Below are 20,160 nucleotides of genomic sequence, written 5' to 3'. Positions count from 1 at the left end.
CAACAGTTTTTATTGAGATAATCTTATATTTCTTACAGTTAATTTTTTGTCCGGTCAATAACTATTTTAGGGTCAGAATAATTGCTATAAAATCAAGTATTATGAACAAGACAAAAACATTTCCGGAACAAAAACAAAATCTTCCGGGTAACGAATATAAAATGAATCCGGAGCCTGAAATTATACGCGAAAACTATGTAGGTAGCGGAAAACTTTTGGGCAAAGTAGCTTTTATAACCGGTGGCGACAGTGGCATTGGCCGAAGCGTAGCGGTACATTTTGCCAGGGAAGGTGCCAATATTGCGATTGTTTACCTCAAAGAAGACAAAGATGCCCTGATCACAAAAGAACTCGTTGAAAAAGAAGGCCAGCAATGTTTAATCATTAGCGGAGATTTAAAGGAGGAGAAATTCTGTAAAAGTGCTGTCAGAAAATGCCATACTTTGTTTAAACAAATAAACATTGTAGTCAATAATGCAGCGGTACAATTTCCTCAGAATAAATTAGAAGATATCACCGCAACACAACTTCACAAAACATTCGAAACCAATATCTATCCTTATTTTTATATCACAAAAGCGGCATTACCATTCTTAAAAGAAGGAGATACAATTGTCAATACCAGTTCCGTCACAGCCTATCGCGGCAGCGAGCATTTAGCAGATTACGCGAGTACAAAAGGGGCAATTGTAAGTTTTACAAGATCCTTATCGACCATGCTGGCCAAGAAAAAAATACGCGTAAATGGTGTTGCCCCCGGCCCTATCTGGACACCTTTGATTGTGGCTAGTTTTGATCAATTATCAGATTTTGGGAAAGACAATCCAATGGAAAGAGCCGGTCAGCCCTCTGAAGTTGCTCCTGCCTATGTATTCCTGGCTTGTGAAGACAGCAGTTATATCACCGGACAATTTATTCATATTAATGGAGGTGAAATGATTGGCGGATAGTTTTTTTTTAAAGTTGCTAAGTGTCTGAGATACTAAGTTCCTAAGCTTTTTAACTTAGTAATTCTTAAATAAGCTCATGCAATTAAAAGATAACTTTACGAGCTGGCTCCCCGATAGCTATCAGGATTGCGAGATTAGAAAACTCAGCAACTTAGAACTTTTAATAACTCAAGAAAATGAATTTAATAGATGTTGTCGGACTCTTCGCTGGAACCTGCGTAACGATATCAGTAATTCCGCAGATTATTAAAGTTTGGAAAACCAAAAAGGTCAAGCAAATCTCGCTTAAAACCTTTGGCATTCTGACTTTTGGAATTTTGGTTTGGATTATTTATGGTATTTTAAAGAATGATTTACCCATAATAATAACGAATAGCGTCTCTTTATGCCTGAACCTAATCATGGTTTATTTTATTATTTACTATGAGAAGGAAAGTTAGGATAAAGGTTCTGTTTTAAGATTATAAGTTACTGAGAAGCTAAGTTACTAAGGTACTGAGGTTTTAAAATCTAATTTAAAAAAAGTAAAAATTCGAGTGAATCCTTGTCATCCGCGGGCAATTTTAGCATTCAAAAATTCCAACAAATAAAAAAACAGCTCGTAGAAAGCTGTTTTTTTCGTAAAGAGGTATAGTATATGTAATGCTTATTAGCTAGCTAGTTTTTGATTGTATGGCTTATACGATAAGTGGTATCTTTCTTTAAAAATACGTGGCAGATAATTTCGGCTCGCTAATCCTGCGGCATTAATTACTTCAGAGATATTCATATGTGAAATTCTTTTGATTTCATTAATTTGTTTGGTTGCCAAATTTACGATCGGGTCAAAGGTTTTGAGGTAGTTATAACTATGTTGGGCTATCTCCATCTCAACAATTTCCTTTAATATTACTTTTTTAAGTAAATTTCTAACAATTCCCTGTTGCGGAAGTGTTGTAAGTTCCTGCCATTTTTGGGCTATTTTTAAATTTTCAGCTCCTACGTAAATGTAGTTTCCGGATTCATTCATAAACCTTTTCTTTAGTTGAGCCATCATTTCAAAATCCTGATCTTCAGCAGTTAGCTTTGTTGGCATTCCGATCAATGAAAACTGAATATGCTTGTGGCTTTCAAAATACAAAACACTATTTATAACAGAGGTATTGCTCAAAATACCCGTTTGATTCTTTTTAAGGCTATTTTTGACACCATTAGCACCAAAACTATGCGTTAGTTTCCCGTCCTCGCAATGCGCAAAAAATACAGGCGCTGATTGAAACGATTCTATACTTAAACTTACATCCTGATTCAACACAAGATCAAAAGTCACATGAGATATTTTATTCTCTAAACAAGAACCTGTAATAGTTCCTTTGGCCCATTTTGATTTAATAAACAAATGGTATTCCTTATTATTAAAGGTCAATTCACCATTAAAACTGTCTTTAAGATCATTAAAAATAGTAGCAAATCCTCCTGTATTTAAGTATAGTTTCTTCATTTTGGTATGGTTTAATAATTAGTTCGTACTTATTTACGTACAAAACATTACTTCGGTTTTGTTTCATTTTGATAATTCAAATTTCAGAAATATTGTGAATCAAACCTTTATACAATTTCAGAGAGATATTTCATAATTATTAGAAGCGTATTACTTGCAGCAAGACAAAGAGTTGTGAAGAAAAAAATGTTAGATGTGAAATGTTAGATGTGAAATGTTAGATGTGAAATGTTAGATGTTAGATGTTAGATGTGAATGTGAAATTTGAAATGTGAAAAGTACAACTTTGCGTCTTTGCGAGATTTTGAGAATCCTGTTGAATGCACTTTGTGCTTTCTTATTTTTGTAGCAAAAGCAAAAAACTTAGAACCTTCGCAGCTTAGCAACTCAGTACCTAATATAAAAAAAGCAGCTGCTTCAGATAAATCTGAAACAACTGCTCCCCAGCAAAATAAAAAATACTTCTCTATTTTCTCTTATGTAAGTTCACTGATATCGGCATTCTTAGAATAATTTGCCTTTGGAATATCTTTAAAAAATTCAGCTTCTTCGAGGTCGGCCGTTGGACCATACCCTATTAAATGTGTTCCTTTTATCTGATCCTTTGTTTCGATTATGTACAAGATCGACATATCATCCGGATCACTCATACCTTCATATCTGTGATGTGCAACTATAAAAATTTCGTTTGGCTGATACGCATACTTTGTTTCTGAGTCTAATAAGGTGCCATCCTGAAATAAAAAATTTGAAGTATACCCTTCGTCCTGATATTTTTTGATATAATCGGTTTCGTGTTTTTGTTCTTTTTTCATGATGCAATTATTTTAAGATTTTTATAAAATCTAATTGTTTACCAAATTTCATCAATGAAAACAGATAAAATTAACTCAATAGATTTAAAAATTACCTCATTCAAAAAATCAAAAAAGAAATCAATAATTATTTTACTAATTTTAGCCATTATCTAAAAGCATACTTATTCTTAATAATCATAATTATTGAGTTTGCTTTATTGTCTTAACCAAAACAAATTAACTTTTAATGAGTACTACAAATCAGGATTTCCTTGCTAATGGAGGCGAAATGGGCGCATTAATGCGCGCTAAAGACTGGACTAAATCTCCTGTTGGCCCTACCGAATCATGGCCACAAAGTTTGCGTACTACATTAGGAATTCTTCTGAACTCAAAATTTCCTATGTTTTTGTTCTGGGGTCCTGACCATATTTGCTTCTACAATGATGGTTATCGTCCGAGTCTTGGAAACGATGCAAAACATCCTAATATATTAGGGGAAAAAGGAGCTGATTACTGGCCTGAAATCTGGGATTTTATAAAACCACTAATCGATCAGGTACTAACTATTGGTGAAGCAACCTGGCACGAAAACCAACTCTTGCCCATTTATAGAAACGGAAAAATGGAAGATGTTTACTGGACGTTTAGTTATAGCCCCGTAAACAATGATGAGGGCAAAATAGATGGTGTTTTGGTTATTTGCAATGAAACCACAGACAAAATAAACATCCTTAAGAATTTAGAAGATAATAACGAACGTTATCGTAATAATATTTTGCAAACTCCTAATGCCATGTGTATTTTTAGGGGTAAAGATTATGTGGTAGAAATTGCCAATGAACTGATGCTCGAAATTTGGGAGCGAAAAATAGAAGAAGTTCTTAATCGTCCCATATTTGAAGCGTTACCAGAGGTTAAGGGCCAGGGATTAGAGGACGTTTTGCTAAATGTTTATACTACAGGAGAACGATTTACGGCTTATGAACTTCCGGTTAAACTGACCCGCAAAGGCAAAGTCGAAAATACTTTTATTAATGTCGTATACGAGGCCTTAAAAGAACCTGACGGAACCATTTCCGGTATTGTAGCGATAGCCAACGATGTTACGATACAGGTCATTGCAAGAACAGCGGTTGAGGAAAGCGAAAAACGCTTTAGAAATACGGTCAAGCAAGTGCCACTTGGGATTGCCATTCTCAAAGGTATTGATTTAGTAGTCGATATGGCCAATAGTACTTATCTTCAAATTGTGGATAAAACAGAAAGTGAAATCCTAAATAAACCTATTTTTAATTCCGTTCCGGAAGCAAAAGATACGATCTACCCTTTAATTTCTAAAGTCTATAAAGAAGGTATTCCCTACTATTCAGATGAATTATCGGTTACTTTGAACCGTTATGGTAAACAAGAAGTTTGTTATTTTAATTTGGTTTTTCAGCCTTTAAGGGAAGAAAACAATACAGTTTCGGGTGTTATAATTGTAGCTTATGAAGTTACTGAAGCCTTAAAAGCAAAACATCTTTTGGCAGAAAGCGAAAAAGCTTTTAGAAAATTAGTAATTGATTCTCCTATTGCAATGGCTATTTTCAGGGGCAAGGACCATATTATTGAAATGGCCAATAATACGATGATGAAAAACATCTGGCAAAAAAAGAAAAAAGAAACTATTGGAAAACCTATTCTGGAAGTATTTCCTGAATTACTGGAGCAAAAATACCCGGAATTGCTGGATCAGGTTGTCTTGAATAAAAAAATTGTTCGCGAAAACGAATCAGTTGCGTACGTAAATATAAAGGGAAAACTTAAGAAGTTTTATCTTGATTATCAATACACACCACTACTCGAAAAAGAAGGAGAAGCTTCTGGTGTAATGGTTACCGTAACGGATGTAACCTCAAAAGTAGAAGCGCGAAAAAAAGTAGAAAATGCCGAGGAACGTGCCCGATTAGCCGCTGATATTGCTGAGATCGCTACCTGGGATCTTAATATTCCTACTCAGGATTTAATTTACTCAGAAAATTTAGCCACTATTTTTGGACATGATAAAACATCTCAAATAACGCGGGCCCAGATTAAAGCTCAGGTACATCCCGATGATCAGATCATTTTAGAAAATGCCTATAATCTGGCCCTGAAAACAAGCATTTACAAATACGAATCGCGTGTTATTAAACCGGACAATTCTATTTGCTGGATAAAAGCACACGGGAAGATATTTTTTGATGAAAATAAAAAACCCGTAAAAATGCTGGGGACCATAATGGATATTACAGATGAAAAAAACAATCAGGAGACCCTCATTAAAAGCGAGGAAAAATTCAGGCTCCTCGCCGACTCCATGCCGCAACATATCTGGACAAGTGATTCCTTAGGGAACTTAAATTACTTTAATCAGTCAGTTTATACCTACTCCGGCATTCCTGTTGAAGAGGTTGTAAAAAAAGGCTGGCTCCAAATCGTACATCCGGAAGATCGCGAAGCAAATGTTAATACGTGGATAGAGGCTATAAAAACAGGAAAAGATTTTTTATTAGAACATCGTTTTCGCCGTCATGATGGCGAATACAGATGGCAATTGAGCCGTGCGATTGCTCAAAAAGACAGTGAAGGAAATATTCAAATGTGGGTAGGCACAAGTACTGACATTCAGGATCAAAAGAATTTTACGAATCAGCTTGAGAAAGAAGTTTCTGAACGTACGGAACAATTAGAAATTAAAAACAGGGATTTGATCAATATGAATATTGAGTTGCAGTCTTTCGCCTATATTTCAAGTCACGATTTGCAGGAACCGCTTCGAAAAATTCAGACTTTTGCCAGCCGATTATCTGATTTAGACGATGAGAATATTTCGGCGAAAGCCAAAACATACCTGAGCAGAATCGAAGTTTCAGCAAAAAGAATGCAGACTTTAATTCAGGATCTCTTAGAATATTCCAGAACAAATTCGGCCGAAAGAGTTTTTGTCAAAGTAAACCTGGACGATATTGCCGAAGAAATAAAAAGCGATTTTTCAGAACGTATCGAAGAAAAGAACGCACAACTTATTTTTGGCTCTTTGGGCGAAGCTACTATTATTCCGTTTCAGTTTAGGCAATTGCTACATAATCTTGTCGGAAATGCATTAAAATTCTCCAGAAAAGATATTAGGCCTATTATCGAAATCAAAGCCAAAAGAATTAAAGGCAGCGCCATAAAACACGAAATAAACTATCCGGACAAACTGTATTACCATCTTAGAATTTCGGATAACGGAATTGGTTTTGATACTGAATACAAGGAGCGTATCTTCGAGGTATTTCAGCGTTTGAATACAGAAACTGAATTTGCAGGCACCGGAATTGGACTTGCCATTGTAAAAAAGATTGTAGAAAACCATAAAGGAATTATAAAAGCAAGGGGAGAAAAAGATAAAGGCGCCACTTTTGATATTTACATTCCTGAATTACAGTAATTTATTATACTTTATAAACGAAGTTTTTATCGGTTGGAATGAATTTCTTCCAATCGATTTCAAGGGCATGATTGATAGATTGTATAATATCTTTCATCAAAACTGGCTTTGTTATAAAGTAATTAGCGCCTAAAGTACGGCATCTTTCTATTATACTCGGCTCGTTTGAAGTCGAGAAAATAATCACCGGAATATTATTTTTTATCTCAGAATTTCTAAGTTCTGTCAAAACATCAAACCCGTTTTTACCCGGCATATTCAAATCTAGAAAAACAACGTGTGGTGTTGGCGGCGGATTATAAATGGCATTCAATAATTTCTCTCCGCCAGAATAGGTCTGAAGCTTTACTTTTTTAGGTAATGATTCTACTGCATCGGTAAAAATGCTCAAATCATCTTCATCATCATCTGTGTAAAATATAGTAAAGTCACTCATGTGGTATTTTTGTAAATTGGGTATTTTCTTGATCAAAGATAACCAAATTTATAGATAAATCAATCGCTTTGAATTTATCATTAAAAAATTTAGTAATTGAAATCTCATAATTTTTAAATCGAATTATGTAAGCTCAAAAGATATAAAAACGGCAATTTTGTAAGTATCAAGTTTTTAACGAAACTAATCCTTGTATCACTCACTAAATGAGAACCTTAACAAGAATAAATTATTTATAAATTATAAAAAACAAAAACCATGGGAGATCATAAAGACCTTACGAATGAATTTGCTGTAGATAAAATAAAAGATCTTGCAGAAAATATAAAGACCTGTATGTTTTGTACCTATAACGAATACAGGCTACAATCACGTCCAATGTCAGTTCAGAAAATCGATGATTTAGGCCAGCTTTGGTTCTTATCAGACAGAAACAGCAGTCAAAATGCAGAAATCACCCTTAACCCTCAAGTCGAGCTGTTTTTCTCTGAACCACACGATAAATTCCTAACCTTGCACGGAACCGCAACCATCTCTTACGACAGAGAAACGATCAAAGAATTATGGGATCCTATTGTAAAAGTCTGGATGCCGGAAGGCGAAGACGATCCGAATTTAAGCGTCATAAAAGTGGTTCCTGAAGACGGTTATTACTGGAACAACAAAAACGGAAAAATGGTAGCTATCGCTAAAATGGCCACTGCGTTTGTTACCGGAAAAACAATGGATGACGGAATTGAAGGTAACTTGAAATTGTAGTTTAGTTTAAACGTAAATGATAATATAATCGCAAAGAGTGCTGAGATTTACGCAATGCCCGCTAAGAATTATTTCTTAGCGGGTTTGTTTTTTTTTACCGCAAAGTTTTTAGCCACAGATTACAGGATTAAAAGGATTTTAAAATCTATATAATCCTTTAATCTGTGGCTAACTTTTTTATACTGTTAGCAGGCATTGCGTAAATCTCAGCACTCTTTGCGGTTAAATCGTACATACATCATTCCAACATATGTTTTAACTCCAGAGCATTCAGAATTCCGGCTTCACTTGCGGTATTATTAAAATACACAAACGCTGATTTTAAACCTATTACATCTTTTATATAAAGCAATTCTTCAGGTGAATAACTCGAGTAAAACATCTTTGGTTTTCCGTGAAGCCGGATGAAAATTAGCGGAAAATCTGTAAAAATTGTATCCGGTAATTGCGGATGACTGACGCTGCAAAACGTAATATTGTGCTCCCGAAAAGCATTCCACACTTCTTGGTTCCACCAACTTTCGTGACGAAATTCAACCACATTTTGGAACTTTAAATCTAAATTACGGATGATTTGAGCGAGTTTTTCAGTGCTAAACTGATAACTGGGCGGGAATTGAAACAAAACACATCCTAATTTCTCTTTTAGACCTGTTTCACAGACTTCATAAAACTCTTTTATGCGGTCTTCACAATCCACAAATTTCTTAAAATGCGTGATTTCTTTTGGTGCTTTTACAGAAAAAATAAAATTTTCGGGCGTTTTATCATACCAATTCCCAAATATTCTGACCGTCGGAAACTTATAAAAGCTTCCGTTGAACTCATACGTGTTAAAGTACTGGTAATAAAACTCAAACCACTTAGACTGTGACAAGTTGTCAGGGTAGAAAATCCCCCTCCAAAAGCGATTATTGAAACTTGAGCAACCTATTAAAGCCTGATTTTTCATATGTGTAGTTTTTGACAGTTGGTACAAAAAAAACTTCTGCGATTTCTCTTCCCTGTATGCTTTTTGTGAATGGGAAGATCGCACCGAAGACAAACACTTTTGGTGTAAGCCAGCCAATGTTTTTTTAATTCATAGTTTTTCTTCCAGTCCAGAAATTCAAAACTATAAACCGAACATTCATTGATAATATTCTTTAAATCTTTTGGCGGAATTTTCCCGACCAAGGATTCGGGATGAATTCGGCATCGGTACAAAACTTCATTTTTTATAATGTTCCCTACTCCTGAAAAAATATCCTGATCCAGAATCGCATCACAAATCATTTCATCCGGATTTTTATCCAAACTCTTTTTGGCTTTTTTGGGATCCCATTTTTCATTCATCACATCTTCGCTCCAATCATAATAACCATTAATATCCCCTTCTAAAATTTTTACAGAGCAGGTATAAAAGTTAAGTTCTCCGTTAGAAAAAATCATGCTTAATCTTGGTGTCGCTTCTTTCTGTTCGTTGATCCGATACGTTCCAAACATGAGCAAATGAATTTTGATAGTAAAATCATCAAAACAAATTAAGAAATGTTTTCCCCAGGTCTTAAAATCAAGAATTGTTTTGTCTTTGAGACGCTGTATATCAATAGCACTATTTCCTGCAACTTCAATTACTTTTTGTCCTGCAAATTGCTGCACTTCTTCTTTTAAAATCATTAATGACGGACCTTCTGGCATGTTATCAATTTTTAAATTTATAAACTAAAAAAGTGCAACCGGACAGTCGCACTTTTTATGATATTGTTTTTTTTTTACTTAATCTGCTTCTGCAGCTTCAAGGTTTACAGCATTTACCGCCACTTCTGTTAGTTTCTTATCGGCTCCCTTTTCTTCATCAAGCGTTTGCTCTAAAATCGTAGCAGCTTCAGCCAAACCAAGTGTTTCAGCAAATTGTCTTAAAGTTCCGTAGGTAGCAATCTCGTAATGTTCTATTTTTTGTGCTGCCGCGATAATACCTGCATCACGTACAACCCCAACTTCGGTTTCTTCAATAATTCCTTTCCCTTCTTCGATTAAACCGGCCATTGCATCGCATTTTTTAGCCGTCGCTTTTTGACCAATTAGTGCAAAAATTTTCTCTAATCGCGCAACATGTTCTTCCGTTTCGGTCAAATGACTGTTTAAAGCATCTATTAGCTCTTCTGACGTTGCATTTTTGGTCATGGTAGGTATTGCCTTAGTCAAAGCCTTTTCTGCCCAGTAAATGTCTTTTAATCCATCTTCAAATAATTCTGTCAATCCGGATGCGGCATTTGACTTTGCTTTTGTTACTCCTTTTTTGGCTGTTACTTCTTTTTTACTGGTAGTGGCTTCTTTTTTACTATCTGTAGTTTTCATGGTAATAATTTTATGTGATTAATATTTGATAAAATTACCATCTTGATTATCAGAGCAGTTATATTATTATAAATTAAAATTGTATTCTAAGCACCTGTATATTATGAAATTAGATTTTAGAATTCTGTAAGACATAATTTTGCATTGAGGAATAGATTTGTAGTATCAATATTTTATAAAACATACTATTAAAAACATACTATAATGGAAAATCATACTTATCAGCAAGCAGAACTTTATTTTCAACAAAAATATCAAAGAGGACATTTAGACATTGATGCAGCGATATTAATTGATAAAGCTATTGATAACCTTCTTAAAAAAGACAATATCATCAGAAACGAAAATATCCCAAACGAAGAACAGGTAGTAAATGAAGATGACTACATCACCAATAACCCGGATGAGGAATTTGAGATTATTGATGCTGATGATCTTGATGAAGAAGAACATATCGAAGACGAAGATCATTTTGATGATGACGATTTAGAAAGAAACGACAATTAATATTTCTAAAATTATAAATACAATAAAGACTGTTATTCGCGTAACGGTCTTTTTTATGTCTGTATGCAAGCCAAACATAATCATCTGTTAATTATGCAATTACATCTCATAATTCTATAATACAATCCATGGGTTTCGTAACTAGATTTGTGTATAGTAATATTAAAAACGAAACGTCATGAATACTACAAATCAAAATAACAGCGTGATAAAAGGGAATAGAGATCCCAGAAATCAGAATACAAATACGAACGATCGAAATACACTTATGAACGAAGAATTGTATGATATCGATGATATGAAAGAAAGTGATGATGACAACAGAGAAATCGCTGAACGTGGTTACACTGTTAGAAACGGGCATAATCCGGACAAGCCAAACCCTGATGAGCTTACAGATGATGAAGAAGACCTGACGGATGATTTTCACGACAAAAAGGACCTAAAACACGACAGCGACGATTTATACGAAGAAGAATTGGACCAAAATGGCAAAAATGTCGATGATGTAAATGATGAGCTGGATAATCCGTCTGATGCATCTCTGGAAAGAGAAGACGAAGATTTTAATGAAACCGAAGACGATCTTGACGATATTGATGATGACGAAGAGGAAGAAGAATATATCGAAGACGATGTCCAGGAAGAAGACAATGACAGATATCCGGACAATGATCCGAGAAAGTTTTAAAAAAAAGTAACAAAGGTTCAAAGTAGCAAAGGTTCAAAGTTTAAATACTTTGTCTCTTGCTCTCTTTGAACCTTTGTCACTTTACTATAAGCCTAAAAAAAACCTTTGTACCTTTGAACCTTTGAACCTCAAAAAAAACTAATCCCCAATAATTTCCAGAACCGGGATATCATCCATTTTTTCTAAACGCTCTGCTAATCCTGCCCTTGCTTCTTTTAGTTCTTCTTCGGCTTTAATAAGCTCTTTAAACAACTTGTCTTTTCCTGTAATAACCTGTTCGATTTTACGCATGATTTCGTAAATTTCCCCTTCCGCTTCCATCACTTTCAATCTTTTGTAATACGTCAGACTTTCGGTCATGTGTGCCAAAGCGATCATCGCTGTCAGAAACGGGTGATTGTTGGTTACATTTACATCTTTAATTTTTCCGTGTTCAAGTTCGACTTTTAGCGCAAAAGCAAATTCCTCCATATTAAAAGCTTCGTATTTGCTTTTTGGATTCAGATAGGCCTTAATCGATTCAACATTGTTCATGGTAGACAAATCAACGTCAGTTTCTTTTTGATCGTTTAAATCGTTAAAAACAACATTTGCAATCGCTCTTGCTTCTGCAACTGACGGATCATTTTCAGGGTTTTCGAAATCGCGCGTCGACCAATCCCAATTTTCAGGATGCACAGGTTTTATATATTTTTCACAGAAATCTGTCACATCGTTTTTTAAACTTACCATTGTATCGTTTCTTTTGATGTAAACGTCCTGGTAAGCACCGCTTTTAGTTCCCATAATTCTTTTTTTTTAATTTTTTCTAAAATGAAACGACACATTTACCGAGATATATGTGTCGTTTTTTAATTGTTATTTATTTGCTGACTAAATACTTTTTCTTCCGCTAATTAGAGATATAACGAATAATACTAAAAATATGAAGAATAAAACTTTAGCGATACTTGCAGCTCCGGCGGCAATTCCACCAAAACCAAATATTCCGGCGATGATCGCAAGAATAATAAAAATGACTGTATAACGTAACATAAGCTTGTGATTTTAGTTGATAATGATTTTGTTTGTTACTCAAATTTCATACTTTTTAAAGAGATGTATTAACTCTAAACATTATTTTGTTAGCACGATCAAACCTGATTTACAATAAATTGATCTGATAGTTTTGTATTAATTCTGAAAAAGCAATTTCGCTATGCGAAAAATGTTCTTTAGTACTTCGGCATTTTTTTGCCCTGTCGAAATACTGCTGAATCGAACCGTCTTCGTAAGTCGAAACCAACAAAGGATGAACATAATAATTCCTGCAGACATTTCTCGTATTTCCCAAAGCTTCGGCCGTGGTATCAAAAGCAGATAAGATGTTCTTCTTGATTTCTTTTTCGTCAGTTGTTGTTCCAATTTCCATCAAGGTTTCAAAAAACACAATCGATGCTGCCCAGGTTCTAAAATCTTTGGCGCTGAAATATTCTCCTGAAATTTCATGCAAATATTCGTTGACCATGTGACTGTCGAGTACTTTTCTTTCGCCGTTTTTATCATAGTATTTAAAAACTTCCCAGCCCGGGATTTCTTCACAACGACTCACCAGTTTTATTAATTTTTTATTTCGGGTTGTAATCGTATGCTGAACCCCTTTTTTTCCTGTAAATTCAAATCGAAGCGTATTTTTATTAATGTTGATATGGCGTTTTCGCAAAGTCGAAAGTCCGTAAGATTTATTGTCTTTGGCATATTTTTCATTTCCAATCCTAATATGGGTTTCTTCCATTAAGCGAATCACCAGGGCAACTACTTTTTCTTTCGACCATTCTTTCTTTTCCAGATCTTCATCGACTTTTTTTCTGATCAAAGGCAATTTGGTTCCAAATTCGGCTATTTTATAAAATTTGGTCTGATTGCGAATCAAATTCCATTTAGGATGATAACGGTATTGTTTTCGGTTTTTATCGTCTAAACCCACGGCTTGCAAATGACCGTTTGGTAAATCCGAAATCTGAACATTGACCCACGCAGGCGGAAGTACCAAACTGCTAAAGCGTTTCAGTTCGCTTTTTTGCTTAATGCAACGTCCGTTCTTTTTATATACAAAACCATCATCGCATTTGCATCGTTCGATAGGCAACTTTTGATTGTTTACATAAACTAAATCTAATTTATCAATCACCAAATGCGGTGTTTTGATCAATTGATTCATTAGTTTTTCGGTTTTTGCAGCTGCATTCATGGTTTTTTGGTTTATTTATAGTGCCACAGATTAAAAGATTAAAAAGATTTTTTCCGATATATTCCGTCCATCTTTCTCATCTGCGGCATTTATTATTTTAAATATTGATTTAGCTATTATTTCAACATGATTAAACCGTAGGTAGCGTTTAATTATTTCGTAATGCCTGTACAAGATTCTTTTTGCTCATGTAAGAACGTCCCGGAATCCCCACTTTTCTGGCTTGTTGGTATAATTCTTCTTTCGTCCATTCATCATAAGGTTTTGCTCTTCCGCCCTTTTCACCTGCATCAGGTGTATTCGCAATTCGGGCTGCTTTTTCTTTACTATATCCTATTTCTAAAAGTGCTTGATATTGTTTTTCGTTTTGAATTCTTGCATCTGGCATGACTGAAAAATTTTTGAGGTTAATAGATTTGGAAATTTATTATACCAAAATTCCTCAAAAAGCAGGAATTAGTCGTTATACAATTCTGTGATATATTTTCATAATTATCTCTATCCGATAAGTTTAGAAGAAATTATTAAGTATTCTTTTTTTAGGAGCTATTTCCTGCTGTCCTTCCAATCTTTTCCTTGCTAAAGGAGCAAGAAAAAGGATTTTCCCTCCCATCAGGGCTAGACACCCCATTTCATAAGAAAGTTATTATAAAGGAGAAATGGTTTTTACTATATTTGCGGTTCTTAAATCTTCACATTAAGAACAAAATTAAATTGCCCTTATGCCATGTAGTAAAGTTCCGAAAGGGCTTTGACGCCGTGAAGAAGCGTAAGACTGCTAACGCATAAGGGTTTTTATTCTTAAATCTTCACATTATGAGTACAAACACCCTTTCGAAAGAAGCCGAAACCAGGCTAGTGAATTTCTTCAACACGACTATCGCACCAAATGAGATGGCTAAAGCACTAAGACAAGTAAATTATGTCATGGCTTTAGGAATTATTAGGGAAGACGAAACCCTTCAGCAGGAAGCAAACAGATTAGAAAACAGTTTTTATTGGCTGAACGAATTAGCTGAGATTTTAAATCCTTATCTGGATGAAGAGTAAAATTCTATATTAGATTTAATAAAAACGAAAAAGCCTTGATTTTAAAGAATCGAGGCTTTTTTTATTGAGTTACAGGCCCTCGCTGTGCGAAGTTTCCCGACTTCGTATGCACTCCAATAATCCGCAAAGAGAATCAATAAATAAAATTGGAACGGAATATAGCAACGGGTACGAAGTCGGGAGACTTCGCACAGCAATTGCGAACACTTCGTGGAGCGAGATTATAGATTCTCGCTGTGCGAAGTCTCCCGACTTCGTACGCACTCCAATAATCCGCAAAGAGAATCAATAAATAAAATTGGAACAGAATATAGCAACGGGTACGAAGTCGGGAGACTTCGCACAGCGCATCACTTTTAAGAGTATTTTTTTGTTAACGAGAAGACTTCGTTGAGGGGAGTGGAAATCTTTTATTTCTTCCGTTTTTTGTTTAAAAATCGTTTAGCAAAACTTTAATATTAGTTCTTCCGACTTTAAGTAAATAATCTATTTGTTCTTGCTTTTTCAAGTATTTCACTGAATCAATAATTCTTACTTGTTTTTGTTTTTTATCATTGATTTTTGCCATTATATATTCGGGCATAAAATCATGTACTGAATTACCAAAATTTATATTAAATCTTTTTTTATAATTAGCTTCATAAAGACTATCTATAGTTTTTTTACTTATTTTGATATTATAAGTTGTTTTCAAATTACTGCATTGTTTGTAAATCAAATCAAAGTCTTTATTTTGGATGATGTGTTTAATTGGAACACCTTTAAAATAATAGAAAGTCCGTTTTGTAAGTGGAAAGATTGTTTTTCTATATTTATATTTTAAATAATTAATTTCAGAATCTCTTTCAAAACTATTTGTAATTTCAATCCCATCATTATTAAAAATTAAATTTCTATAAAGATCTGAGCTTCTTGCATAATTTTCGTCATCTATTCTTTCTATATCAATTAATCGAAATCTATTGTTTGAAATTGTTATTTTATACGGTATATAAATCATTAAACTGTCGCCAAAAGGCATTTTTTTACAATCATAATTATATTCTCTATCATTATAAACAGTAATTGAATTCTGAAAATAGAAATAGGCTACATACATAAACACTAGAGATAACATTGCGATTAAAAATATTTTTCTTTTCATTGGAAACTTTTATTTTTTTTAAACTTTATAAGGAGCAAAATAAATAACATAAATGTTTTTAAATATTAATAAAAACACTATCTACTATCGTGAAAATTTTCTTAGTAGATTCGTCAGGCATATTATAAGTAATCACAACATAACTTTTATCATTTTGATCCATATTATTTAATTTTGTAAATTCATCAATTGTTTTAAATTTTCCTTTTAAAAGATTACCCAACATTTCTTTGCTTGCATAAAAAAAACTAAATTCTTTATCTGTTGCCCAAGAACTCTGCATAAAATTCTGAGCATATTTCAATCCTTTCCCTTTAGCATTTTGCCAATCAGCCCAAAAACTTTCTTCTACAACTTCCTCCGCTTCTTTAAGAGATCCTTTTACCATCCATCCAATTACTTCGACACCAAAAGCAAAAACTTCTAATTGAATTATAAAACCAACAAAAGTTGATAACGACGGCATATTAAACTTTTTTTTATGTATGTCATTTGTGTTATATCTACCAATTAATTTTTTGCTTTATAATTAAAACTTTTCCCTTATTCAAAGTAACTCTAAAAAAGAGAGAATCATTTACCTTGTTTAATTCACTAAGTATTTTTTTATTTTCTTTTATTAATTGATTAAAGGGTATCAACTTAATTGTATCTCCAAATTTTAAATTATTCACAGATTGTTTGATATTGTATTTTTTTAATAATGCATTGGCATCATATTTTGATATTAAATGATTTCTTTCTTTGATTATAATAGTTATTGACTTTTCTTGTAAATATGAATCAAATGAATAAATAGGTTTGATTTTATTATTTTTGTTATAAACCTGATATTCAAAAAAATCATCTGTTAATCGTCTTTTATTTAAAATGTAATATAAACTGAGCCCTCTGACTTTTGATGAGTTTAATGTTATTTCAAATTCAGTAGGAATAGTTATTGATAAACTATCATTTTTATTTGGACCATTTTTTACATTTTTGAATAGTGTTACTAATTCATTAGAAATATTTTGTTTAACTATTATAGGTTTATTGTGATTACACGAGGCGAATAATGTTAGTATATAGTAATAGATGATTTTTTTTTTCATTTTTTTTTAGTGATTTATAAAAATAGAATCTATTTTACCATCTTTTCTAAACATAAAATCCTTATCGAAATTATTTATCTAACCATTTAATTTCCTCTCTAATAATTTTTGTTTCTCCCTTAAAAAAGCCAATACTTAAAATAAGGGAATCAGGATGTTTTCTCATTTTTTTTATAAAATTGGGATTGTCTATTATATATTTTTTGTAAGAAACTAGATTTATTGTATCACGACCTGTTTTTATATCATTAATAGAAGCTGAAGGGTTGTATTTATTTAATAACATTTCAGCTTGTTTTTTTGAAATATGTTGATAATGTGAAATAAATATTTTTTTTGGATACGTGTGATAATTTAAATCCTCAATGGCATAAATAATCCTATCATTTTCGGCATTAAAAATTGAAAATTCCTCAATTTGTGTTAATCTTTTTTTGTTTATTTTGCAATACAGTCCTACTTTACGAATTTTTGAAGAATTTAAATTTAATTTAAATTCAATTGGTATATTCATATTAACACTATCCTTTTCTTTAGAACCGCGAATTTTTGTAAAAAAAATATTCTTTTCAGATAGTACTTCCTTAAAATATAGCTTGTTGATAGGCTTGCAATCAAACATTAAAAAGATTATTGCCCAAAATAAAATCTGCTTTTTCATAAATATTGTTCTTGCTTAATGAATATTGAATCTACTAAAGTAAGGCCAAGCTTAGAAGTTTCATCTTTTACTTCATAAAAAATTATAACATACATTTTATCTTGATTAAAATTCTCTGCATTACAATTTCTTAATTCAGTAAGTGATTTAAATTCACCTTTTAAGAGACGATCTAAAACTGATTTGCCAACAAATAAACTATCAAACATATTGCGTACTGCCCAAGGGCTGTCTACAAATTTAAGAGCATCTTTCAATCCTTTTGATTTAGCATTCTGCCAGTCTGCCCATAAACTTTCTTCTACAACTTCCTCTGCTTCTTTGAGAGATCCTTTTACCATCCATCCAATTACTTCTACACCAAAAGCAAAAACTTCTAATTGAGGTATAAAACCAATAAAAGTTGATAAGGACGGCATATTAAACTTTTCATTACTGCTTAACACTGGTATCATTTCTTTCATTTCTTTTATAACTTCAAATTGCCCATAATATTTAGCCGCTTCTTTGGCAAATTTTACAGTTTTAATTCCTAAATTCTTTACTGCAACTTGTCCTCGCCCGTCAATTGGTATTTCAGTAATAGCTTCATCAATATACATTTGTGAAGCATTTTTATTGGTTTTAAAAAATGTAGCTACTTCTTCGACGGCATAACTGGCTGCTTCTAATTTATTAGTGTCTAAATTAATAGCTTCCTTATAAATTTCTCTTTTAAATTTATTAATATCGGCTTGAAATTTGAAAGTTGTTATTGTTCGAAGTTTAATCATCGAGAATTTCTTCACTGTTCCATCAGGCAGTTTATCAATAGCATATAAAATAATAGAACCATTATTAGAATATATTTCCGGAAGCCCATATCTGGGATCATTAATTGCTGGCTTTATATACAATGTAGTCTCAGAAGGATAAACACTAAGTAAATTTGTATTAGAAGTCCAATTGGCATTATTGTATTTCCATGTCCAATAAAAATCTAAGCAGCCATCTTTAAAATAACCCAGGTCAGATATTAAATCACTGTTCCAGTTTGGGTTTAAAAATAATTCAATGGTTATTCTATGTTTTCCGTTAACTTCTCTTACAGTTGCTGTTCGATATACTTTTTTACCACCAAATTTATAATCATCAGGAACTAAAAAATCCAAAAACATTAGGGTGTCTTTATCCCAAAGCTGAAATGTTATAGGTGTCCCTAAAGGAATGTTGTTACTCACTGTCAACTGAAAATAAACTGTTTTTCCTAAAGATGATTTAGATCCTCTATGATCACTTTCTAAGTTTCTCATTCCTTCAAAATCCGGGCTCCACCAGCCTGAAAAAGCAATTTGAGATTTTTCGAGTACTGGTCTTGGTTCAGGTTCTCCATAGCTGTATTCAGGCGCATAATAATCAATGCGCCCGTTTGAGTTAATTTCTATTTCTTTAGCAAAAAGTCTTGTAGTTCCTCTTACAATAATGGTTGAGTTTCCGCCTACTCGTCTTGTTTTTGTCATTGCTCAGGTTTTATATTTTAGTCTGTTTAATTTTGTCTTGTGCCTCCCTGCTGTGCGAAGTCTCCCGACTTCGTATGCACTCCAATAATCCGCAAAGAGAATCAATAAATAAAATTGGAACGGAATATAGCAACGGGTACGAAGTCAGGAGACTTCGCACAGCAATTGCGAACACTTCGTGGAGCGGGGGACTATCCCAAGATGCTATAATAGATTCTGTGATACTTGGCGAAACGATTGCTACAACAAAATCTAAAGGTGCGAAACCAGTCATAATTGTTTTTGGGTTTTCATCCATTACAAAACTTATTATATCTGATTGAGATTTTTACCAATTAATTTTTATTTTTTTTGGTTTATAAATTTCCTCGCCTTTTTTTCTAGTAGTAATAATTATAGTGTCTCCAATTTTTCTGAGTTCGTTTAAAAGTAAAGGATTCTCTTTTCTAAATTGATTATAAGAAATTAATTTTATTGTATCACCTAATTTTAAATTTTCTAGCGAGTGATTTATATTATATTTTTTTAATAATTCTCTAGCATAATTCTTCGATATTAAATGATTTTTTTCCCTTAAAATAATCCTAAGCGGTTTTTCAACAGATAAATAAGACTTTAAACTGTTTATTGGCTTATTTTTATCATTATTAGTAAACATTTCAAATTCTGAAATTTGCATTAAATTTTTTCGATTAATTACGTAGTACAAATCAATCGATTCTAAGGAGGAATCATATGTTTCTATTTCAAACTCTATTGGAATATTAATTGAAACACTATCTTTTACATCTATTTTTTTTAGATTCGGAGTAATAGTAACAATTTGATCAGAAATAATTTGTTTTATATTAATGTATTCGGATCTTTTACAAGAATTTAAAGTACAAATTATCAGGGCTAAGAAAATTATTTTTCTCATTTTATTGTTTATAAATTAATAAATATACAATCTAGTATTGTTACTTCTTCATCTCTATCTTTTTGTTTTTGTTTATAATAAAAAAGTATATAAGAAGATGAAAGATTATTGTTTTCTCTTTGTAAGTTTTGTAAATCTTCTATTTT

The 20,160-nt window shown here is 32.8% G+C and carries 23 protein-coding genes; 7 read left to right on the top strand and 16 right to left on the bottom strand.

Annotated features, from left to right (window positions below; genetic code table 11):
* Positions 1-101: 101 nt before the first annotated feature.
* A complete protein-coding gene (locus tag ACQY44_RS05205) occupies positions 102-950 on the top strand; it encodes an SDR family oxidoreductase (protein ID WP_428229335.1) in 849 nt (282 codons plus the stop codon).
* Positions 951-1,126: 176 nt separating this feature from the next.
* On the top strand, positions 1,127-1,390 hold the full coding sequence (locus ACQY44_RS05200; protein ID WP_428229334.1) for a SemiSWEET family sugar transporter: 264 nt from the start codon (positions 1,127-1,129) through the stop codon (positions 1,388-1,390).
* 209 nt (positions 1,391-1,599) lie between these two features.
* On the opposite strand, the gene ACQY44_RS05195 is transcribed toward ACQY44_RS05200, so the two are convergent.
* Together ACQY44_RS05195 and ACQY44_RS05190 are read right to left on the bottom strand one after the other, a co-directional pair.
* On the bottom strand, positions 1,600-2,430 hold the full coding sequence (locus ACQY44_RS05195) for a hypothetical protein (RefSeq protein WP_428229333.1): 831 nt from the start codon (positions 2,428-2,430) through the stop codon (positions 1,600-1,602).
* Positions 2,431-2,906: 476 nt separating this feature from the next.
* Positions 2,907-3,245 (bottom strand): hypothetical protein, encoded by a 339-nt coding sequence (locus tag ACQY44_RS05190; RefSeq protein WP_428229332.1) that lies wholly within the window; start codon positions 3,243-3,245, stop codon positions 2,907-2,909.
* Between the two features lie 229 nt (positions 3,246-3,474).
* Between ACQY44_RS05190 and ACQY44_RS05185 the strand changes: the two genes are divergently transcribed.
* The gene (locus ACQY44_RS05185; RefSeq protein ID WP_428229331.1) at positions 3,475-6,684 is read left to right on the top strand and encodes a PAS domain S-box protein; all 3,210 of its coding nucleotides are present in this window, start codon (positions 3,475-3,477) and stop codon (positions 6,682-6,684) included.
* Between the two features lie 4 nt (positions 6,685-6,688).
* On the opposite strand, the gene ACQY44_RS05180 is transcribed toward ACQY44_RS05185, so the two are convergent.
* Positions 6,689-7,120, bottom strand: coding sequence for a response regulator (locus tag ACQY44_RS05180; RefSeq protein WP_428229330.1), 432 nt, complete (start codon positions 7,118-7,120; stop codon positions 6,689-6,691).
* Between the two features lie 258 nt (positions 7,121-7,378).
* On the opposite strand from ACQY44_RS05180, the gene ACQY44_RS05175 reads away from it, so the two are divergent.
* Positions 7,379-7,879 carry a pyridoxamine 5'-phosphate oxidase family protein gene (locus ACQY44_RS05175; protein ID WP_428229329.1) on the top strand — a complete coding sequence of 167 codons (501 nt, stop codon included), beginning with the start codon at positions 7,379-7,381 and terminating at the stop codon, positions 7,877-7,879.
* A gap of 238 nt (positions 7,880-8,117) precedes the next feature.
* Here the strand turns inward: ACQY44_RS05175 and ACQY44_RS05170 are convergent, their stop codons facing one another.
* The 3 genes from ACQY44_RS05170 to ACQY44_RS05160 form a co-directional block, all read right to left on the bottom strand.
* The gene (locus tag ACQY44_RS05170) at positions 8,118-8,831 is read right to left on the bottom strand and encodes a DUF72 domain-containing protein (protein ID WP_428229328.1); all 714 of its coding nucleotides are present in this window, start codon (positions 8,829-8,831) and stop codon (positions 8,118-8,120) included.
* On the bottom strand, positions 8,828-9,559 hold the full coding sequence (locus ACQY44_RS05165; RefSeq protein WP_428229327.1) for a DNA-formamidopyrimidine glycosylase family protein: 732 nt from the start codon (positions 9,557-9,559) through the stop codon (positions 8,828-8,830). The genes ACQY44_RS05170 and ACQY44_RS05165 overlap by 4 nt, the downstream gene beginning before the upstream one ends.
* A gap of 78 nt (positions 9,560-9,637) precedes the next feature.
* The gene (locus tag ACQY44_RS05160; RefSeq protein ID WP_428229326.1) at positions 9,638-10,219 is read right to left on the bottom strand and encodes a ferritin-like domain-containing protein; all 582 of its coding nucleotides are present in this window, start codon (positions 10,217-10,219) and stop codon (positions 9,638-9,640) included.
* Between the two features lie 204 nt (positions 10,220-10,423).
* Between ACQY44_RS05160 and ACQY44_RS05155 the strand changes: the two genes are divergently transcribed.
* Both ACQY44_RS05155 and ACQY44_RS05150 read left to right on the top strand, forming a co-directional pair.
* Positions 10,424-10,726 (top strand): hypothetical protein, encoded by a 303-nt coding sequence (locus ACQY44_RS05155; protein ID WP_428229325.1) that lies wholly within the window; start codon positions 10,424-10,426, stop codon positions 10,724-10,726.
* A gap of 178 nt (positions 10,727-10,904) precedes the next feature.
* Positions 10,905-11,417, top strand: a complete 513-nt coding sequence (locus ACQY44_RS05150; RefSeq protein WP_428229324.1) for a hypothetical protein — start codon at positions 10,905-10,907, stop codon at positions 11,415-11,417.
* A gap of 138 nt (positions 11,418-11,555) precedes the next feature.
* On the opposite strand, the gene ACQY44_RS05145 is transcribed toward ACQY44_RS05150, so the two are convergent.
* The 4 genes from ACQY44_RS05145 to ACQY44_RS05130 form a co-directional block, all read right to left on the bottom strand.
* Entirely contained in the window at positions 11,556-12,203 is a 648-nt protein-coding gene (locus ACQY44_RS05145) for a DUF5661 family protein (RefSeq protein ID WP_428229323.1), read from the bottom strand.
* An 87-nt stretch (positions 12,204-12,290) separates the two neighbouring features.
* A complete protein-coding gene (locus ACQY44_RS05140; protein WP_083691381.1) occupies positions 12,291-12,452 on the bottom strand; it encodes a DUF1328 family protein in 162 nt (53 codons plus the stop codon).
* 109 nt (positions 12,453-12,561) lie between these two features.
* Entirely contained in the window at positions 12,562-13,647 is a 1,086-nt protein-coding gene (locus ACQY44_RS05135; RefSeq protein WP_428229322.1) for a DNA topoisomerase IB, read from the bottom strand.
* A gap of 148 nt (positions 13,648-13,795) precedes the next feature.
* Positions 13,796-14,035, bottom strand: a complete 240-nt coding sequence (locus tag ACQY44_RS05130; RefSeq protein WP_428229321.1) for a DUF7218 family protein — start codon at positions 14,033-14,035, stop codon at positions 13,796-13,798.
* Between the two features lie 428 nt (positions 14,036-14,463).
* On the opposite strand from ACQY44_RS05130, the gene ACQY44_RS05125 reads away from it, so the two are divergent.
* A complete protein-coding gene (locus ACQY44_RS05125) occupies positions 14,464-14,697 on the top strand; it encodes a hypothetical protein (RefSeq protein ID WP_428229320.1) in 234 nt (77 codons plus the stop codon).
* Between the two features lie 430 nt (positions 14,698-15,127).
* Here the strand turns inward: ACQY44_RS05125 and ACQY44_RS05120 are convergent, their stop codons facing one another.
* The 6 genes from ACQY44_RS05120 to ACQY44_RS05095 form a co-directional block, all read right to left on the bottom strand.
* Positions 15,128-15,841 carry a hypothetical protein gene (locus tag ACQY44_RS05120; RefSeq protein ID WP_428229319.1) on the bottom strand — a complete coding sequence of 238 codons (714 nt, stop codon included), beginning with the start codon at positions 15,839-15,841 and terminating at the stop codon, positions 15,128-15,130.
* A 58-nt stretch (positions 15,842-15,899) separates the two neighbouring features.
* Entirely contained in the window at positions 15,900-16,307 is a 408-nt protein-coding gene (locus tag ACQY44_RS05115; RefSeq protein WP_428229318.1) for a hypothetical protein, read from the bottom strand.
* Between the two features lie 37 nt (positions 16,308-16,344).
* Positions 16,345-16,935 carry a hypothetical protein gene (locus ACQY44_RS05110; protein ID WP_428229317.1) on the bottom strand — a complete coding sequence of 197 codons (591 nt, stop codon included), beginning with the start codon at positions 16,933-16,935 and terminating at the stop codon, positions 16,345-16,347.
* A gap of 70 nt (positions 16,936-17,005) precedes the next feature.
* Positions 17,006-17,596, bottom strand: coding sequence for a hypothetical protein (locus ACQY44_RS05105; protein WP_428229316.1), 591 nt, complete (start codon positions 17,594-17,596; stop codon positions 17,006-17,008).
* A complete protein-coding gene (locus ACQY44_RS05100) occupies positions 17,593-19,095 on the bottom strand; it encodes a hypothetical protein (protein ID WP_428229315.1) in 1,503 nt (500 codons plus the stop codon). Before ACQY44_RS05100 ends, ACQY44_RS05105 begins: the two co-directional genes overlap by 4 nt.
* Positions 19,096-19,423: 328 nt before the next feature.
* Complete coding sequence (locus ACQY44_RS05095) at positions 19,424-20,014, bottom strand: hypothetical protein (RefSeq protein ID WP_428229314.1); 591 nt, start codon at positions 20,012-20,014, stop codon at positions 19,424-19,426.
* Between the last annotated feature and the right edge of the window lie 146 nt (positions 20,015-20,160).

It is taken from the genome of Flavobacterium sp., assembly GCF_965277525.1.
Classification (GTDB): Bacteria; Bacteroidota; Bacteroidia; order Flavobacteriales; family Flavobacteriaceae; genus Flavobacterium.
This window is presented reverse-complemented; position numbering and strand designations above follow the sequence as displayed.

Bases quoted from the DNA above. Each gene is read 5' to 3' on its own strand.
- ACQY44_RS05135 (WP_428229322.1), bottom strand. From the start codon at position 13,647: ATGAATGCAGCTGCAAAAACCGAAAAACTAATGAATCAATTGATCAAA.
- ACQY44_RS05095 (WP_428229314.1), bottom strand. From the start codon at position 20,014: ATGAGAAAAATAATTTTCTTAGCCCTGATAATTTGTACTTTAAATTCT.
- ACQY44_RS05200 (WP_428229334.1), top strand. From the start codon at position 1,127: ATGAATTTAATAGATGTTGTCGGACTCTTCGCTGGAACCTGCGTAACG.
- ACQY44_RS05100 (WP_428229315.1), bottom strand. From the start codon at position 19,095: ATGACAAAAACAAGACGAGTAGGCGGAAACTCAACCATTATTGTAAGA.
- ACQY44_RS05155 (WP_428229325.1), top strand. From the start codon at position 10,424: ATGGAAAATCATACTTATCAGCAAGCAGAACTTTATTTTCAACAAAAA.
- ACQY44_RS05175 (WP_428229329.1), top strand. From the start codon at position 7,379: ATGGGAGATCATAAAGACCTTACGAATGAATTTGCTGTAGATAAAATA.
- ACQY44_RS05120 (WP_428229319.1), bottom strand. From the start codon at position 15,841: ATGAAAAGAAAAATATTTTTAATCGCAATGTTATCTCTAGTGTTTATG.
- ACQY44_RS05145 (WP_428229323.1), bottom strand. From the start codon at position 12,203: ATGGGAACTAAAAGCGGTGCTTACCAGGACGTTTACATCAAAAGAAAC.
- ACQY44_RS05150 (WP_428229324.1), top strand. From the start codon at position 10,905: ATGAATACTACAAATCAAAATAACAGCGTGATAAAAGGGAATAGAGAT.
- ACQY44_RS05170 (WP_428229328.1), bottom strand. From the start codon at position 8,831: ATGAAAAATCAGGCTTTAATAGGTTGCTCAAGTTTCAATAATCGCTTT.
- ACQY44_RS05185 (WP_428229331.1), top strand. From the start codon at position 3,475: ATGAGTACTACAAATCAGGATTTCCTTGCTAATGGAGGCGAAATGGGC.
- ACQY44_RS05195 (WP_428229333.1), bottom strand. From the start codon at position 2,430: ATGAAGAAACTATACTTAAATACAGGAGGATTTGCTACTATTTTTAAT.
- ACQY44_RS05110 (WP_428229317.1), bottom strand. From the start codon at position 16,935: ATGAAAAAAAAAATCATCTATTACTATATACTAACATTATTCGCCTCG.
- ACQY44_RS05105 (WP_428229316.1), bottom strand. From the start codon at position 17,596: ATGAAAAAGCAGATTTTATTTTGGGCAATAATCTTTTTAATGTTTGAT.
- ACQY44_RS05205 (WP_428229335.1), top strand. From the start codon at position 102: ATGAACAAGACAAAAACATTTCCGGAACAAAAACAAAATCTTCCGGGT.
- ACQY44_RS05140 (WP_083691381.1), bottom strand. From the start codon at position 12,452: ATGTTACGTTATACAGTCATTTTTATTATTCTTGCGATCATCGCCGGA.
- ACQY44_RS05115 (WP_428229318.1), bottom strand. From the start codon at position 16,307: ATGCCGTCGTTATCAACTTTTGTTGGTTTTATAATTCAATTAGAAGTT.
- ACQY44_RS05125 (WP_428229320.1), top strand. From the start codon at position 14,464: ATGAGTACAAACACCCTTTCGAAAGAAGCCGAAACCAGGCTAGTGAAT.
- ACQY44_RS05180 (WP_428229330.1), bottom strand. From the start codon at position 7,120: ATGAGTGACTTTACTATATTTTACACAGATGATGATGAAGATGATTTG.
- ACQY44_RS05160 (WP_428229326.1), bottom strand. From the start codon at position 10,219: ATGAAAACTACAGATAGTAAAAAAGAAGCCACTACCAGTAAAAAAGAA.
- ACQY44_RS05130 (WP_428229321.1), bottom strand. From the start codon at position 14,035: ATGCCAGATGCAAGAATTCAAAACGAAAAACAATATCAAGCACTTTTA.
- ACQY44_RS05165 (WP_428229327.1), bottom strand. From the start codon at position 9,559: ATGCCAGAAGGTCCGTCATTAATGATTTTAAAAGAAGAAGTGCAGCAA.
- ACQY44_RS05190 (WP_428229332.1), bottom strand. From the start codon at position 3,245: ATGAAAAAAGAACAAAAACACGAAACCGATTATATCAAAAAATATCAG.